The organism is Vibrio sp. H11, assembly GCF_004804295.1.
GTDB classification, from domain to species: domain Bacteria; phylum Pseudomonadota; class Gammaproteobacteria; order Enterobacterales; family Vibrionaceae; genus Vibrio; species Vibrio ostreae.
The window spans coordinates 1-15307 of record NZ_SSHN01000024.1; the positions used below are offsets into that span (position 1 = coordinate 1).

General features: G+C 51.5%; 16 protein-coding genes and 1 pseudogene. 9 read left to right on the plus strand and 8 right to left on the minus strand.

Annotated features, from left to right (window positions below; genetic code table 11):
• From E6C74_RS20705 to E6C74_RS20735, 7 genes and pseudogenes are all read left to right on the plus strand, one after another.
• A pseudogene (locus E6C74_RS20705) lies at positions 1-312 on the plus strand (electron transport complex subunit RsxC); the annotation flags it as partial.
• Positions 312-1358, plus strand: coding sequence for an electron transport complex subunit RsxD (gene rsxD, locus E6C74_RS20710; protein WP_136487938.1), 1047 nt, complete (start codon positions 312-314; stop codon positions 1356-1358). The pseudogene E6C74_RS20705 and the gene rsxD, both read left to right, overlap by 1 nt.
• Positions 1359-1369: 11 nt before the next feature.
• Positions 1370-1996 (plus strand): electron transport complex subunit RsxG, encoded by a 627-nt coding sequence (gene rsxG / locus E6C74_RS20715; RefSeq protein ID WP_136487939.1) that lies wholly within the window; start codon positions 1370-1372, stop codon positions 1994-1996.
• Between the two features lie 4 nt (positions 1997-2000).
• Positions 2001-2693, plus strand: a complete 693-nt coding sequence (locus tag E6C74_RS20720) for an electron transport complex subunit E (protein ID WP_136487940.1) — start codon at positions 2001-2003, stop codon at positions 2691-2693.
• Positions 2694-2740: 47 nt separating this feature from the next.
• Positions 2741-3382 carry an endonuclease III gene (nth, locus tag E6C74_RS20725; RefSeq protein ID WP_136487941.1) on the plus strand — a complete coding sequence of 214 codons (642 nt, stop codon included), beginning with the start codon at positions 2741-2743 and terminating at the stop codon, positions 3380-3382.
• A 9-nt stretch (positions 3383-3391) separates the two neighbouring features.
• Positions 3392-3808 carry a lactoylglutathione lyase gene (gloA, locus tag E6C74_RS20730; RefSeq protein ID WP_136487942.1) on the plus strand — a complete coding sequence of 139 codons (417 nt, stop codon included), beginning with the start codon at positions 3392-3394 and terminating at the stop codon, positions 3806-3808.
• A gap of 154 nt (positions 3809-3962) precedes the next feature.
• The gene (locus tag E6C74_RS20735) at positions 3963-4400 is read left to right on the plus strand and encodes a DUF2753 family protein (protein ID WP_136487943.1); all 438 of its coding nucleotides are present in this window, start codon (positions 3963-3965) and stop codon (positions 4398-4400) included.
• Positions 4401-4554: 154 nt separating this feature from the next.
• Here the strand turns inward: E6C74_RS20735 and E6C74_RS20740 are convergent, their stop codons facing one another.
• Positions 4555-5439, minus strand: a complete 885-nt coding sequence (locus tag E6C74_RS20740; RefSeq protein ID WP_136487944.1) for an OmpA family protein — start codon at positions 5437-5439, stop codon at positions 4555-4557.
• 301 nt (positions 5440-5740) lie between these two features.
• Between E6C74_RS20740 and rnt the strand changes: the two genes are divergently transcribed.
• Positions 5741-6397, plus strand: a complete 657-nt coding sequence (gene rnt / locus E6C74_RS20745; RefSeq protein WP_136487945.1) for a ribonuclease T — start codon at positions 5741-5743, stop codon at positions 6395-6397.
• A gap of 33 nt (positions 6398-6430) precedes the next feature.
• Positions 6431-7756: a Na+/H+ antiporter family protein gene (locus E6C74_RS20750; RefSeq protein ID WP_136487946.1), complete on the plus strand. Its 1326-nt coding sequence runs from the start codon at positions 6431-6433 to the stop codon at positions 7754-7756.
• Between the two features lie 452 nt (positions 7757-8208).
• On the opposite strand, the gene purF is transcribed toward E6C74_RS20750, so the two are convergent.
• The 7 genes from purF to E6C74_RS20785 form a co-directional block, all read right to left on the minus strand.
• On the minus strand, positions 8209-9723 hold the full coding sequence (purF, locus tag E6C74_RS20755; protein WP_136487947.1) for an amidophosphoribosyltransferase: 1515 nt from the start codon (positions 9721-9723) through the stop codon (positions 8209-8211).
• Between the two features lie 34 nt (positions 9724-9757).
• Positions 9758-10249: a CvpA family protein gene (locus E6C74_RS20760; RefSeq protein WP_136487948.1), complete on the minus strand. Its 492-nt coding sequence runs from the start codon at positions 10247-10249 to the stop codon at positions 9758-9760.
• 62 nt (positions 10250-10311) lie between these two features.
• Complete coding sequence (locus E6C74_RS20765; protein ID WP_136487949.1) at positions 10312-10872, minus strand: SPOR domain-containing protein; 561 nt, start codon at positions 10870-10872, stop codon at positions 10312-10314.
• Between the two features lie 16 nt (positions 10873-10888).
• The gene (gene folC / locus E6C74_RS20770) at positions 10889-12157 is read right to left on the minus strand and encodes a bifunctional tetrahydrofolate synthase/dihydrofolate synthase (protein ID WP_136487950.1); all 1269 of its coding nucleotides are present in this window, start codon (positions 12155-12157) and stop codon (positions 10889-10891) included.
• Positions 12158-12201: 44 nt separating this feature from the next.
• Positions 12202-13128 carry an acetyl-CoA carboxylase, carboxyltransferase subunit beta gene (gene accD / locus E6C74_RS20775; RefSeq protein WP_136487951.1) on the minus strand — a complete coding sequence of 309 codons (927 nt, stop codon included), beginning with the start codon at positions 13126-13128 and terminating at the stop codon, positions 12202-12204.
• Between the two features lie 175 nt (positions 13129-13303).
• A complete protein-coding gene (truA, locus tag E6C74_RS20780; protein WP_136487952.1) occupies positions 13304-14098 on the minus strand; it encodes a tRNA pseudouridine(38-40) synthase TruA in 795 nt (264 codons plus the stop codon).
• Between the two features lie 159 nt (positions 14099-14257).
• A partial coding sequence (locus E6C74_RS20785; protein ID WP_276605453.1) for a FimV/HubP family polar landmark protein occupies positions 14258-15307 on the minus strand: 1050 nt, incomplete at its 5' end.

Below are 15307 nucleotides of genomic sequence, written 5' to 3' on the forward strand. Positions count from 1 at the left end.
GCCGCGGCCATCGCCCGCGCCAAAGCGCGTAAAGCAGCCCAGCAGGCGCAAGAAGCGACTGACGCTGAGCCAGAATCGGACAGCGCTGAAGAGGATCCGAAAAAGGCCGCCGTCGCCGCTGCCATCGCCCGCGCCAAAGCGCGTAAAGCAGCCCAGCAGGCGCAAGAAGCGACTGACACTAAGCCCGAATCGGACCTCGCTGAAGAGGATCCGAAAAAGGCCGCCGTCGCCGCCGCAATTGCCCGTGCCAAAGCGCGTAAAGCAGCGCAACAGGCACAAAATAGTGAACCGAATTCTGAGGAGAATAACTAGTGGGCTTTTTTATTGCCAGCTCCCCACATGCGCGTGTTAAGCGTAGCACCGCTGATATGATGAAATGGGTTGCCCTGTGCGCTCTGCCAGGTTTACTGGCGCAAAGTTATTTCTTTGGTTTTGGTACCCTGATTCAACTGACTTTTGCCATCATCATTGCCCTGTTGCTCGAAGCCGGGGTGATGCTGCTGCGCAAGCGACCGGCCTCATTTGCACTGCGTGACTACAGCGCTGTCGTCACGGCCTGGCTGTTGGCGGTTGCGATTCCGCCCTTATCCCCTTGGTGGATAGTGGTGATAGGCCTGATTTTTGCGATTCTGATCGGTAAGCACTTGTACGGCGGCCTGGGGCAGAACCCGTTTAACCCGGCCATGGTTGCTTACGTGGTCCTGCTGATCTCGTTTCCGGTTCAGATGACCAGTTGGCTGGCTCCGGGTGAACTGACGGCGGAACCTGTATCTCTGCTCAACTCGTTCTCTCTGATCTTTACCGGTTTTAATGTTGACGGCCTGTCGCTGCAGCAGATCCGGACCGGCATTGACGGCGTCACCATGGCCACACCGCTTGATTCGCTGAAAACGTCGCTGCGAGCCGGACACACAATGGCAGAAGCGATGGCGCAACCTCAGTTCAGCGGCCTGGCCGGTGTGGGCTGGGAATGGGTCAACCTGGCGTATCTGGCCGGCGGCCTGGCGCTGCTGAAACTCAGAGTCATCAACTGGCATATTCCTTTTTCTTACCTTGGTGGCCTGCTGGTGGCCAGCGTATTGATGATGTTGCTGGCACCCGGCACGACGGCATCACCTATGATGCATATGTTATCCGGTGCAACCATGCTCGGTGCGTTTTTCATTGCTACCGACCCGGTGACGGCGTCAACCACCACCAGAGGTCGCCTGATTTACGGTGCCTTTATCGGCGTGATGGTATTTATTATCCGCAGTTGGGGCGGTTTCCCTGACGGTGTCGCATTCGCAGTATTACTGGCCAACATGTGCGTGCCGCTGATCGACTACTACAGCAAACCACGTACCTACGGACATTAAGGAAGCGCACTATGTTATCTGCAATTCGCAAAAATGGCCTGATCCTGGCAGCCTTTGCCTGTGCATCAACTGGCGTAGTAGCCTTGACCAGCTATCTGACCCAGGATCAGATTAAAGCGCAGGAAAATGCCCAGTTACTGTCGGTTCTGAATCAGGTGGTACCCAAGCGCTTACATGATAATGAACTGTCTCAGGCCTGTACCCTGGTCCGCGATCCGCTGCTCGGAACCGATCAGGCAATGCCGGTTTACCTGGCCAGCCGCAATGGTCAACCAACCGCGCTGGCGATTGAGTCCATCGCTCCGGACGGCTATAACGGTGCGATTAAAATTATCGTTGGTATCCAGAATGACGGCACCATAACCGGAACCCGTGTACTGGCACATCAGGAGACTCCGGGCCTCGGTGACAAAATTGATCTGCGTATTACCGACTGGATTCTCAACTTCAGCGGGAAAAAAGTCACCGCCGATAATCAGGCTGACTGGCGCGTACGTAAAGACGGCGGCCAGTTTGACCAGTTCACCGGCGCGACCATTACACCGCGGGCTGTGGTTAAAGCCGTGAAACAGACCGTACAGTTCGTCAATCAGAATCGTGCTCAGATTCAGGCGCAACCATTAAACTGCGGAGAATAAGACGATGAGTGACCATAAAACTCTGATCAAAAATGGCATGTGGAATAACAACCCGGCGTTGGTGCAGCTACTGGGCTTGTGTCCGCTGCTGGCGGTCTCTTCAACCGTGACTAACGCGCTGGGACTAGGCATTGCAACCCTGCTGGTGCTGGTTGGCTCAAACGTGACCGTCTCGCTGGTGCGTGATTATGTGCCGAAAGAGGTTCGTATCCCGGTCTTCGTGATGATCATTGCGTCCTTGGTAACCTGTGTTCAACTGTTGATGAACGCCTATGCCCATGGCCTGTACCTGTCACTGGGTATCTTTATCCCGCTCATCGTCACCAACTGTATCATTATCGGCCGAGCTGAAGCCTTCGCGTCAAAAAATAATGTACTGCCTTCAGCCCAGGACGGATTCTGGATGGGACTGGGCATGACCTCGGTTCTGGTGGTTCTGGGTACGCTGCGCGAAGTGATCGGTCAGGGTACCCTGTTTGACGGCGCTGACCTGCTGCTGGGCGACTGGGCAAAAGCCCTGCGCATCGAGATTTTCCATTTCGATAACAGTTTTTTGCTGGCCTTGTTACCGCCCGGTGCGTTTATCGGTGTCGGTCTGCTGATTGCGGCAAAAAACATCATCGATAAAAAAATTGCTGAGCGTCAGCCGAAACAGGAAAAACCAGCCATCGAACGTGTCCGAGTGACCAATGTGTAACACCGCACTGGTGCCAGACAGCACCCGTCAAGGAAACCATCATCACAATGAATAACAGTAAACGTGTCGAAATTCTGCAGCGACTGAGAGACAACAACCCCAATCCGCAGACCGAGCTTAACTGGAACTCACCGTTTGAACTGCTGATCGCCGTGCTGCTGTCGGCTCAGGCGACTGACGTGAGTGTCAATAAAGCCACCGATAAGCTGTATGCGGTGGCCAATACTCCTCAGGCCATGTGGGACCTCGGCGTGGATGGCGTCAAAGACTATATCAAGACCATAGGTCTGTTTAACTCCAAAGCAGAAAACGTGATTAAAACCTGTCGTATTCTGCTCGATCAACATCAGGGTGAAGTGCCGGAAAACCGCGAAGCACTGGAAGCCCTGCCGGGTGTCGGACGCAAAACCGCCAATGTGGTGCTCAACACGGCATTTGGCTGGCCGACGATTGCCGTCGACACCCATATTTTTCGAGTTTCGAACCGTACTAAATTTGCCATGGGCAAAACGGTGGATGACGTTGAGCACAAACTGCTGAAAGTTGTTCCGAAGGAGTTCAAACTCGATGTACACCACTGGCTGATATTGCACGGCCGCTACACTTGCGTAGCACGCAAGCCACGTTGTGGCAGTTGCATTATTGAAGACCTGTGCGAATTCAAAGAGAAAGTTTACCCGGAAAGCTAGGAGTCCATTATGTCAAACAACCGTATTCTTCATACCATGCTACGCGTTGGCGATCTTGATCGTTCAATTGAGTTTTACACTCAGGTTATGGGTATGAAACTGCTGCGTAAAAACGAAAATACCGAATACAAATACACTCTGGCGTTCGTAGGTTACGGCGATGAGTCAGAAGCCGCTGTTATCGAGCTGACTTACAACTGGGGTGTGGAAGAGTACGAGCTGGGTAACGCATTCGGCCATATCGCGATCGGCGCAGATGACATCTACGCAACCTGTGAAGCGATCAAAGCAGCGGGCGGCAACGTTACACGTGAACCAGGTCCGGTAAAAGGCGGCAGCACCCATATTGCGTTCGTTAAAGATCCAGACGGCTACATGATTGAGCTGATCCAGAACAAGCAAGCCAATGCTGGCCTGGAAGGCTGATTGTGCGGCTATCCGCCGCTAATTTGTCTGTCAACAAAACCGCCCGAGTGGCGGTTTTGTTTTATCTCCCTGCAATATACATGGTTTACATGATAATAATTATCATTTAGATTATATTAATCCGTGTTATGTTGGTTGATGAGGAGAATCATTCATGACAATCAAAGAGTGGGAGCAACACACATTACTGGCCGATATCGCCATGCAGCAAGCCGATCATCTGCGTGGTATCCTGCACTACCAGCAGGCCCTGACCTTAAGCGATCGTATCGGTACCCGCTATGACGTTGAAATGGAAGATCGCCTGCTGATCTCCGTCATCTCCTGTCACAACATGGCCAGTTTCTGGCGCACGGTCGGCGATGATCAGTATGAGCTCAAGTATCTGGAGCTGGCATCAGAGCGGGTGCTGACGCTGATCCCGCAATGCCAAAATCCAAGCTGTGAAGCCTTCGTCGATTCATTGGGCTGCTGCAAAAAAGCCCTGATAGAATTTATGAAACGCCACCCGAATCCAGAGTTAGCGAAATTGGTTAAAGACATCGACAGCGCCTCCAGTTGCAACCTGATTGCCAAGTTCCGTCTCAACTAATTGCGTCTGAGCTAACTGCGTCTTAACGAATTGCGTCTTAACTAAGTGCGCCTTAACTCATTCCGTCGAAACTCATTTCGTGAAACAAATGAGCCGGCATAAACAGGGCTGACCAATCAGCCCCTCAGTCATGACCACTTTCCAGGCTGTGGTCTCAGACCTGAGTGCGGCCGAGAGAAATGACTACCCGACGGTTTTTGTCTCTACCGATTGGTGAGGCGTTGTCGGCAACAGGACGACGTTTGCCATAACCCTGAACCTGGATTCGGTCCGCAGACAACCCCAGAGACTGGAAGTAATTCTGCAGCGATTCAGCGCGCTTCTCAGACAGGCTCTGGCTTTCTCCTTTACCCAGCTCGGAATCGGTATAGGTCGACACCAGAACCAGATCGATGTCCTGATTGTAACGAATGTACTCGGCAATCTGCGCCAGACGTTTCTGCGAGGCTTTATTGAGCTCAATGCTGTCACCCCGGTCGTAATGCAGAATGGTGAACGAAATGTCTTCAAAGCTGTATGGCAGCAGGTTGGCGATACAGTCACTAAAGACATTATACTGTGGCTGGAACAACACCGAAGACAACGCCACTTCAATGCGCTGATTGCGACTCTGCCAATCCTGATAGCTGAAAGTCGGATAACGCCCCTGCTCCAGTTCGCTGAGCAGAGTCCAGGCAGTCTGTCCACCAATATAACCATCAAACTGCTTGAAAAACTGAATGTTGGTGATGCGGTCGGCACTTTCCCCCGGCCTCCAGGCCGGCGGCATGGAAATCAGGCTGACATCCCGCGTTTCACCCATCGGACGACGCATTTTCAGTTCAAAGTCGAGGTTCATTTTTTTACTGGCGTGAGCCGTAAACACCGCATCGCCGTAATTGGGAATCGGGTGCACCAGCTGACACTCGAGTGGAGTGTTGGTCAGCATCTGCCAGCTTGACTGTTCCGGTTTTGCCACATAGCGTTTTTCCATTGCCGCTGCAGACATCGCGCTACAGACACTGACCGTCACCAGACTTGATACAACCCATTTATTCATAAGGACTTACTTCTCTTTTCCTGCTGCGTGGCAATGACGGTATTTTGCCACTGCACTGTTTCTTAGTACCAGGATGCAAAAAGCTCGCCAATCCTTAATTTTTAATGTGCAAAATAGCCGCGTCCGCCATACCGCTCAGGCTTTGACTGCTGTTTTTCTCGCACAGGAAACGGATTCGATCCCTTTGTGCTATCAGGCTCGCATCGGGCATCAATTAATTGCGTTTTAATCCGCTGTGTTGGTTTTTCTTACTGGGAGAATCTGCAATAATGCTGCCCCTATCACATAAGCTAGGGATCACATGACGGATACAAATGAAGCTCTGACCTTGAAAAAACGTTTTCGTGGCTATTTCCCGGTGGTTATCGATGTCGAGACCGCAGGATTTAACCCACACACCGATGCACTGCTGGAGATCTGTGCGGTGACGTTAAGTATGGATGAAAACGGTGACCTTCACCCGGCTTCTACCATCCATTTTCATATCGAGCCTTTTGAAGGTGCCAACCTGGAAAAAGCCGCGCTGGAATTTAATGGTATTCGTGATCCTTTCAGTCCGCTGCGCGGTGCGGTGAGCGAAGAACACGCCCTTAAAGAGATCTACAAACAAGTGCGCAAAGAGCAGAAAGCGGCCGATTGCAGCCGCGCGATTATCGTCGCGCATAACGCCGCTTTTGATCACGGCTTTGTGATGGCAGCCAGCGAACGCTGCAAGCTTAAACGAGTTCCATTCCACCCCTTTGCAACCTTTGACACCGCGGCATTAAGCGGATTGGCTTACGGTCAAACAGTACTGGCTAAAGCCTGCAAAGTCGCAGGGATGGAATTTGACAACCGTGAAGCCCATTCAGCGCTTTACGACACACAACAAACCGCGGAGCTATTCTGCGGCATCGTCAACAAATGGAAAGCCCTTGGCGGCTGGCCGTTGGGCGACGATGACAATGAACTTGAATAATAATTAATTTTTGCATTATTGACCGAGAAGTATATGAATCCTGTAGTTATTTCTGTCTGTGTCATGCTGATCCTGGCGCTGATGCGCGTAAACGTCGTGGTTGCCCTGACGTTTAGTGCCATCGTTGGTGGCCTGGTTTCCGGCATGGATCTCAATAGTACGGTGGCAGCGTTTGAAAGCGGCCTGGGTGGTGGTGCGACCATCGCACTCAGCTACGCAATGCTGGGCACTTTTGCCGTGGCTATTTCTAAATCGGGCGTCACCGATTTACTCGCACAAAGCGTCATTAAACGTATTCATGGTCGTCATAGCATGGCCGCGTCGACCGGAATGAAGTACGCGATTGTGTTCGCTCTGCTGCTGATGGCAATGTCATCGCAAAACCTGATCCCGGTGCATATCGCTTTCATTCCAATTCTTATTCCGCCTCTGTTGAGCGTATTTGCCAAACTGGGTATCGACCGTCGTCTGATTGCCTGTGTGCTGACCTTTGGTCTGATCACGCCTTACATGGTACTGCCGGTTGGCTTTGGCGGCATTTTCCTCAATAACATCCTGCTGAAAAACCTGCGTGATAACGGCCTTGAGCATGTCACGGCAAGCCAGATACCTATGGCCATGCTGCTGCCAGGACTGGGCATGGTATTCGGCCTGCTGGTTGCGATGTTCTTCTCTTACCGTAAGCCACGTGTATACCAGGAAACCGAACTGACGACCATCAGCCAGGAAACCACCGCAATCAATAAAATGCACATTGCTGTCGCCGGCGTTGGTATCGTGGTTGCGCTTGCCGTACAACTGGCAACCGGTTCAATGATCATCGGTGCTCTGGCCGGATTTATGGTGTTCACCTTTGGTGGCGTGATTGCCTGGAAAGAGACGCACGACGTCTTCACTCAAGGCGTGCACATGATGGCGATGATCGGTTTTATCATGATTGCAGCGGCAGGTTTTGCCGCAGTAATGAAAGCAACCGGCGGCGTGGAAGATTTGGTTCAGGCTCTGTCGACCAGTATCGGCGACAACAAACCACTCGCGGCACTGCTGATGCTGGTTGTCGGTCTGCTGGTGACCATGGGTATCGGCTCGTCGTTTTCAACCATTCCGATTATTGCCACTATCTACGTTCCGCTGTGTATCGCGTTCGGCTTCTCGCCTATGGCAACCATTGCCCTGGTGGGTACCGCAGCCGCACTGGGTGATGCAGGTTCACCGGCATCAGACTCCACGTTAGGCCCGACATCAGGCCTGAATGCAGATGGTCAGCACGAACACATCTGGGAAACCGTGGTTCCGACCTTTATTCACTACAACCTGCCACTGATTGCTTTCGGCTGGCTGGCGGCGATGGTGCTGTAGTTTAGCGCTTGCATCACGCACAAAGGCTTCCCGCAGGAAGCCTTTTTTATCTCTCAGGGCCTCTCTCCTCCATTGCTCTGTCATCGATGCCCTCCTCTCACAGCCACTGCCGTTTGACAGCCAACATCCCGGGTAATGACAACGCAGCGGTTTGCTCTGCCGCTTCATTAACGCCATGCGACCAACACGGCGTCACTGCACAGTCCCAATAGTCGCAATAGTCGCCACAGCAACGCATTCATTACGGGACAATCCAGGCCTGGATCGCTGTATTCCATGACACCACAGATAAGATGTCAGCGCACTTTACCCGTAAATTCATGGGCTCATGAGCCTGTATGTATGAACCGATACGACCAGACAACCTGGATGGCTGAACGGCAGGCATAAAAAAGGCTTCCCGAAGGAAGCCTTTAGCAATAAACCGTAGCTAATACTGATGGTACAGGGGCTTAAGCGCCTTCGTTGTACAACTCAAGGTTGGCCAGCTCTTGCTGAATCTCACGCTCCGTCTTGGCATCATCGCTGCGCATCGACTCAAGGAAGTCCAGGTATTGCTGGTCGATATCGCCCGTCACGTATTCGCCGTTAAATACTGAAGTTTCAAACTTAGCGATGTCCTGGTTACCCACACGTACCGCATCAACCAGATCATCCAGTGTCTGGAAGATCAGTGCGTCAGCACCAATTTGCTTACAGATCGCATCGTTATCACGGCCGTGTGCAATCAGTTCGTTTGCACTTGGCATATCGATACCGTAAACGTTCGGGAAACGAATTTCCGGCGCCGCAGACACCATGTACACTTTCTTCGCACCTGAATCACGCGCCATTTCAATGATCTGCTCTGAAGTCGTGCCACGAACAATCGAGTCATCCACCAGCAGTACGTTCTTGTCTTTAAATTCAGAACGGATGGTGTTCAGCTTACGACGAACCGATTTCTTACGCTGTTGCTGACCTGGCATAATGAAGGTACGGCCTACGTAACGGTTTTTCACGAAACCCTGACGGTATGGCTTATCCAGCGCCTGAGCAATCTCCAGTGCGATATCACATGAAGTTTCAGGGATTGGGATCACGACGTCGATATCCAGGTCGCTGAAATCAGCCTTGATACGCTCACCCAGTTTTTTACCCATTTCAACGCGTGCGCTGTACACCGAGATTTTGTCGATGAATGAATCAGGACGGGCAAAGTAAACGAATTCGAAAATACATGGATTCAGAACCGGGTTATCCGCGCACTGTTTAGTGAACAGTTCGCCTTCAAACGTCGCGTAAATCGCTTCGCCCGGCGCGACATCACGCATAAAGTCGAAACCAACCGCATCCAGAGCCACAGACTCAGACGCCACCATGTATTCAGTACGGCCGTTCACTTCACGTTTCCCCAGACACAAAGGGCGGATGCCGTTCGGGTCACGGAATGCAATCATGCCGTGGCCGATGATCATCGCTGTCACCGCATACGCGCCGCGAATAGTACGGTGCACGTTAGCAATGGCACGGAATACATCGTCCGCAGTCACGTTACCTTTGACTGTGTCGATCTCGTGCGCCAGAACGTTCAGCAGCACTTCTGAGTCCGAAGTGGTGTTGACATGACGACGGTCTTTCTCGAACAGTTTCTGACGAACTGCCGTGGCGTTGGTCAGGTTGCCGTTGTGTGCGAGGGTGATACCAAATGGTGAGTTTACGTAGAAAGGTTGAGCTTCTGATGCGCTGGAGCTGCCAGCAGTCGGGTAACGAACATGGCCGATACCCACAGAACCCTGAAGACGCTGCATGTGCTTAGCTTCAAACACATCCTTGACTAAACCGTTCGCTTTACGCAGACGAAAACGATTGCTTTCGATGGTACAAATACCAGCGGCATCTTGGCCACGATGCTGCAATACCGTTAACGCGTCATAAATTGACTGGTTTACAGGCGTTGTACCCACGATTCCAACAATACCACACATGTCCTAATCCTCGATTTGCGACAATAGCCGGCGCTTAACGCGCGCCGGACAGAAAACTTGATGTTGCTTGTAAGTGTTCAAAGAACGGAGCAATAATGCGGCTAAATTCCGGCACCAGCTGCGAGCCCTTCCACCACTCAGAGCTTGGGAATGCGGTGAACGCATCCATAAAAAATAAGGCTGCTGCAACAATCAGAACTCCACGCAAAGCGCCGAATACGACGCCGAGAATTCTGTCTGTTCCTGAAAGCCCGGTCTTCTGTACCAACTGCGAAATCACGTAGTTGACAATAGCTCCGACAATCAGCGTTGCGACAAACAACGCTGCGATTGCTGTACCATTGCGAAACATTTCATCTTTAATGTTAGTAAAGTATACCGCCAATTTGGCGTAGTACTCGGAAGCGATGTAAAAAGCTCCGAACCAGATTACTAACGACAATGCTTCTTTGGCAAAGCCACGTACCAGACTGATCAGCGCAGACAGGCCAATCACACTTAAAATGACAATATCTAACCAGTTCATGAGTTCTTACATTCTAAGTTGGCGCGCATTTTAACAGAAAAAAACGCGACGCAAACGTTTTCTTATGGGTTTAGTGGTTTAAATTTAAGCAACTGACCTTTTGCGCCGGTAATTTCTTCTAATTCCAGCAGCTGTTTTTCCAGCTTACTTTTCGAAACATCCGGGCCAATGATCACGCGGGTAAAACCATTTTCTTGTTTGGTATGAGCCTGATAGCCTCGCTTTTGCAGATCCGCGACCATGTTTTTCGCGTTATCTGCATTCTTGAGCGCCATCAACTGAATCAACCAGGCACTGTCCTGATACTCATTTTTTTCCGCCACACTGCGGGTCGCGGTAACCAAAGATTGCGCGGATTCAGCCTCCGGGGCTGAGTCTGTTTTGCTCTCCGGAGCGGTCGCAATCGCGACTACCGGCGTTTCAGGCAAGGCCGCATCTTCTTCTACCGGTTCCACCACCTCGAACTTTTCCACTTCACTGTCCAGTTCAGGCTTAATGGGGATGGCGGTCATCTCTTCCTTGTAATGCAGCTTTTTGCCATCAAGCACATCGGGTAACACGATAACCCCGACCGCTACAAGAATAATGGTACCGACCAAACGGCTTTGGAATTTACTTGCCATCTTTACTCCCTTGGAATTACGACGGGTTGGATTGTTGCCAATGCTCCAGCACTTCACCGACGGTATGGAAGGAGCCGGCGACGACTATGACATCGTCCGCCTGCGCTTGTGTCAACGCCGCTTCAAAAGCCTCTACCGGGTTCGCATAGCGCACTTGATCCACATCCAGTGTCAGACACAATTCATCCGCTGTCGCAGCGCGAGGGCCGCTCAATGACGCCGGATACCACTGCTTTACGACCGGTTTCAGAATCGCCAACGTCGACTTCACATCTTTGTCGTGCAGCATACCGACCACCATATGCACGCTCTGATCCTGAAATCGTTGCTGTAACTGCGATACAAGATATTCTGCCGAATGCGGGTTATGCGCGACATCCAGTAAGATGGTTGGCGAGTGGCTGATTTGCTGCATACGCCCCGCCAGAGTCGCATTGCTCAGGCCATTGACGATATTCACGTCACTGATCTCCAGTGCGGCGCTGCCCAGCGCCATCAGCGCTGTCGCTGCGTTTGGCAGCGGCAAAGTCGGTAACGGCAGATCGCTCAGATCAAACGAGCCACAGCTCCAGTTCCACGTGGTGTCACTGGTTTTTTGGTAATTGAACTGGATTCCGACCTGATAGAAATCGGCGCCAATGTCGTCCGCATGTGCTGCTACAGTCGGCGGAGGTGCCGGCTGACCGCAGATTGCCGGCTTACCAGAACGGTAAATCCCGGCCTTCTCGAAGCCAATCACGTTAATATCGCTGCCCAGCCAGTCAACATGGTCAACGGCCAGACTGGTGATCACCGACACATCATGATCGACCACGTTGGTCGCATCGAGACGCCCGCCCAAACCGACCTCTAACAGGACGACGTCCACTTGCTCGGTCTGAAACAGACGCAATGCGGCCAGCGTACCGAACTCAAACAAGCTGAGCGTAATGGTACCGCGCTGCTGTTCAACAAACGCAAAGGCTTCCGTGTGCTTTTCATCAGGCAGATCCTGACCATTGACTCGGACACGCTCGTTGTAACGAATTAAGTGGGGAGAACTGTAGACACCAACTGAATATCCGGCATCGAGCAGAATCGCTTCCATCAATGCACAGGTTGACCCTTTACCGTTGGTACCGGCAACAGTAATCACGGTCGGAGCAGGTTTGGTGAGATTGGCTTTTTGAGCGACAGCCTGAACACGGTCCAGACCCAGGTCAATAGCGGAGGAATGAATATGGGTTAAATAATCAAGCCACACCGATAATGGCGATGTGGCTTGTGGAATTGGGTTTTGATTCATCTAACGTATAACCATTGTTTTGCTTGGTTTAGTTAGCGACTACTTTACCCTTTTTTGTCCGCTTCTGGTACAGAATATGGTTCTTCATTTGGCGCATCGTTCACAGAAACAACCAGCGGTGATTCCTGACGAGTCATTTTTGCCAACAGTCCAGCCACGCGCTGACGCATTTCACGACGGTCAACAATCATGTCAATCGCACCGTGATCCAGCAGGAACTCACTGCGCTGGAAGCCTTGTGGAAGGTCTTCACGTACCGTCTGTTCGATAACACGACGACCAGCAAAACCGATCAGTGCTTTCGGTTCACCAATATTGATGTCACCCAGCATCGCCAGACTCGCAGACACACCACCCATGGTCGGATCAGTCAGCACAGAGATAAACGGCAGACCTTTTGCGGTCAAACGCTCCAGTGCCGCACTGGTTTTTGCCATCTGCATCAGCGACATCAGCGCTTCCTGCATACGGGCACCGCCACTGGCGGAGAAACAAACCAGACCACAGTTAGCTTCGATTGCAGCGTCAACCGCACGTACAAAACGCGCGCCAACCACTGAGCCCATTGAGCCACCCATGAAAGAGAATTCAAACGCACAGGCAACCACAGGAATGGTCATCAGCTCGCCTTTCATTACAATCAGGGCATCTTTTTCGCCACTGCTCTTCTGAGCAGCTGCAATACGCTCTTTATAACGCTTCGAGTCTTTAAACTTCAGCTTATCTTGCGGCTCTAGTTCTTCCGCAATTTCGTAGCGGTTTGCTTCATCCAAAAATGACTCAAGACGACGACGCGCTTTCATGCGCATGTGATGGTTACATTTTGGACAAACTTCAAGATTGCGCTCTAATTCGGCGTAATAAAGCACCTGTTCACAAGATGTACATTTGGTCCACACCCCTTCAGGGATAGACGCTTTACGTGAACTACCGATGTTGCTTTTCTCTAAAATCTTCTCAAGCCAGCTCATGCAAGACCTTTTACTCTCTCATCTGCCGCCGTATTGCGACAGATTTTTATTCGACATTAACGCGTGTGGATTAAAGCACAGAAAATGCCAACTGTGGACAAAAAACTGGTTGTACCTATTTCCTGAACAGTTATCCCACGCACAACATTGTTTAATTTGAGCTAATCCAATCCGGTTAGTTCAAACTTTCTGGTAAGAACAGCGGTCCCATCGGCGCTTCAGGCAGCTCAAACTCCGGCGGGTAATCAACATCGACCAGATACAAGCCTTCCGCTTTGGCCGTCGCCCCTGCCAGGCTGCGATTTTTCGCCGCCAGCAACCACTCGATCCACTCCGGTGCCTGCTCACCACGACCGACCGCAATCAGGCTGCCGGTAATGTTACGCACCATATGGTGGACAAACGCATTGGCTTTAATATCAATCACAACGTAGCGCTCATGACGAGTGACGTTTAAGTGCATTATGTTACGCCAAGGACTGCGTGACTGACAATGTGCAGCTCTGAATGACGTGAAGTCATTCTCACCCAGCAGGAATTGTCCGGCTCGATGCATACGCTCAGCATCCAGTTCACCATGATAGTGACTCACACCAGAAGACAAAATTCCCGGGCGATACATGTGATTGTAGATCACATAGCGATATCTGCGTGCTGTTGCACTGAATCGGGCATGAAATTCGTCCGGAACCTCTTTTGCCCAGCGCACCGCAATGTCCTTAGGTAAATTGGCGTTGGCACCCATGGTCCAGGCCACCATTTTACGGCTCGCTGTGGTATCAAAATGGACAACCTGGCCAGTACCATGCACACCCGCATCAGTGCGGCCTGCACACTGAACTTCTACCGGATGATTAGCGATCACAGTCAGTGCTTTTTCCAGCTCTTCCTGCACGCTTTTAACTTCTCGTTGGCGTTGCCAGCCATAATAGTGAGTACCGTCATACTCGATACCCAGAGCGATTCTCATGTCGTTTTTCTCTTAAACATCTAAGGGAAATGGGGCGGGCAGTATAAACCCTCTGCATGATAAATTCTAATGCACAGAAAAAAGAGGCAACCCGGTTGCCTCTTTTCTTACCCAATTATGACACTGCCGATGCAATACCACTCATTATAAGGCGACAGATTAAGCCCGACCATTAATCACATCGATCAGATGCTTGGCTTGGCGGCGAATATCATCATTGCCATCAACAATCGCTTCTTCCAATAGCTTCACTGCCCCTTTGTGATCATTCATTTCCATATAAATCTGGGCCAGATCCAGCTTACCGGCGGCTTCAGCATTGCTGTCGACATCAATATCGGAAATGTCACCGATCACATCCGGAAACTCATTCAGCCCCACATCCAGCTTGAGCTCTTCATCGTCAGGAGAAAGGCCCATATCTTCCCGCTCAACCTGAGCCATCAGCTCATCAATGGTCATAAACTGATTCTGCTGCGGGTCGAAGTCCATGATGTCTTCTTGCTTGCCCCAGTTTTCAGTTTCCACTTCCGGCTGCTGATTCTGAATTTCCGGATGCCAGGCCGCCAGCTCTTCTTCCGGCACATCATCGACGATGTCAGCCTGCTGGTCCGCCGTCAGGCTAAAGCCGTTCCAGTCTTCGCCCCCCATATCCAGCATGGCTTCAATGTCCATACCCGCACTGTCAATCGTTTGGGCATCAATCGGACCATCAAACGCGAAGCCGTCACTGTGAGGCTGTTCATCAAGCAACGCATTGAGCGCGTCCTCGTCAAATTCCTCTCGCGCCGCCATCTTGTCTGGTTGAGGTGATGGCGTATTCTCGCTTTCGCCATGCGGTTCAGGCTCAGATTCACCACCCATGCCATCTTCGGCGAAAGACTGCTCCAGCTCGGCAAACAACTCATCAGACAGTGCTTCATCTTCCTCACCGTCAAAAATGAACTCTGATTCTGCTTCATATTCACTGTCAGCCAGAGCATCGGCTTCGCTGTACTCCGGCAGCTCTAAGTCATCGAAAGCAAACGCTTCATCTGCTTCGGCACTTTCTGGCTGCTCTGCTTGTGCTGAGCTTTCAGGCTGCGCCTCGGCTTCCGGCTCTGCAACGCTGTCAGCCAGAGCGTCTGCTTCGCTGTACTCCGGCAGCTCTAAGTCATCGAAAGCAAACCCTTCATCTGCTTCGACACTTTCTGGCGGCTCTGCTTGTGC

What these genes read in the sequence shown, in the direction of transcription:
- E6C74_RS20740 (WP_136487944.1), bottom strand. Translation starts at nt 5,439, where the DNA reads ATGAATAAATGGGTTGTATCAAGTCTGGTGACGGTCAGTGTCTGTAGC.
- rnt (WP_136487945.1), top strand. Translation starts at nt 5,741, where the DNA reads ATGACGGATACAAATGAAGCTCTGACCTTGAAAAAACGTTTTCGTGGC.
- accD (WP_136487951.1), bottom strand. Translation starts at nt 13,128, where the DNA reads ATGAGCTGGCTTGAGAAGATTTTAGAGAAAAGCAACATCGGTAGTTCA.
- E6C74_RS20765 (WP_136487949.1), bottom strand. Translation starts at nt 10,872, where the DNA reads ATGGCAAGTAAATTCCAAAGCCGTTTGGTCGGTACCATTATTCTTGTA.
- truA (WP_136487952.1), bottom strand. Translation starts at nt 14,098, where the DNA reads ATGAGAATCGCTCTGGGTATCGAGTATGACGGTACTCACTATTATGGC.
- E6C74_RS20760 (WP_136487948.1), bottom strand. Translation starts at nt 10,249, where the DNA reads ATGAACTGGTTAGATATTGTCATTTTAAGTGTGATTGGCCTGTCTGCG.
- E6C74_RS20750 (WP_136487946.1), top strand. Translation starts at nt 6,431, where the DNA reads ATGAATCCTGTAGTTATTTCTGTCTGTGTCATGCTGATCCTGGCGCTG.
- gloA (WP_136487942.1), top strand. Translation starts at nt 3,392, where the DNA reads ATGTCAAACAACCGTATTCTTCATACCATGCTACGCGTTGGCGATCTT.
- purF (WP_136487947.1), bottom strand. Translation starts at nt 9,723, where the DNA reads ATGTGTGGTATTGTTGGAATCGTGGGTACAACGCCTGTAAACCAGTCA.
- rsxG (WP_136487939.1), top strand. Translation starts at nt 1,370, where the DNA reads ATGTTATCTGCAATTCGCAAAAATGGCCTGATCCTGGCAGCCTTTGCC.
- nth (WP_136487941.1), top strand. Translation starts at nt 2,741, where the DNA reads ATGAATAACAGTAAACGTGTCGAAATTCTGCAGCGACTGAGAGACAAC.
- E6C74_RS20735 (WP_136487943.1), top strand. Translation starts at nt 3,963, where the DNA reads ATGACAATCAAAGAGTGGGAGCAACACACATTACTGGCCGATATCGCC.
- folC (WP_136487950.1), bottom strand. Translation starts at nt 12,157, where the DNA reads ATGAATCAAAACCCAATTCCACAAGCCACATCGCCATTATCGGTGTGG.
- E6C74_RS20720 (WP_136487940.1), top strand. Translation starts at nt 2,001, where the DNA reads ATGAGTGACCATAAAACTCTGATCAAAAATGGCATGTGGAATAACAAC.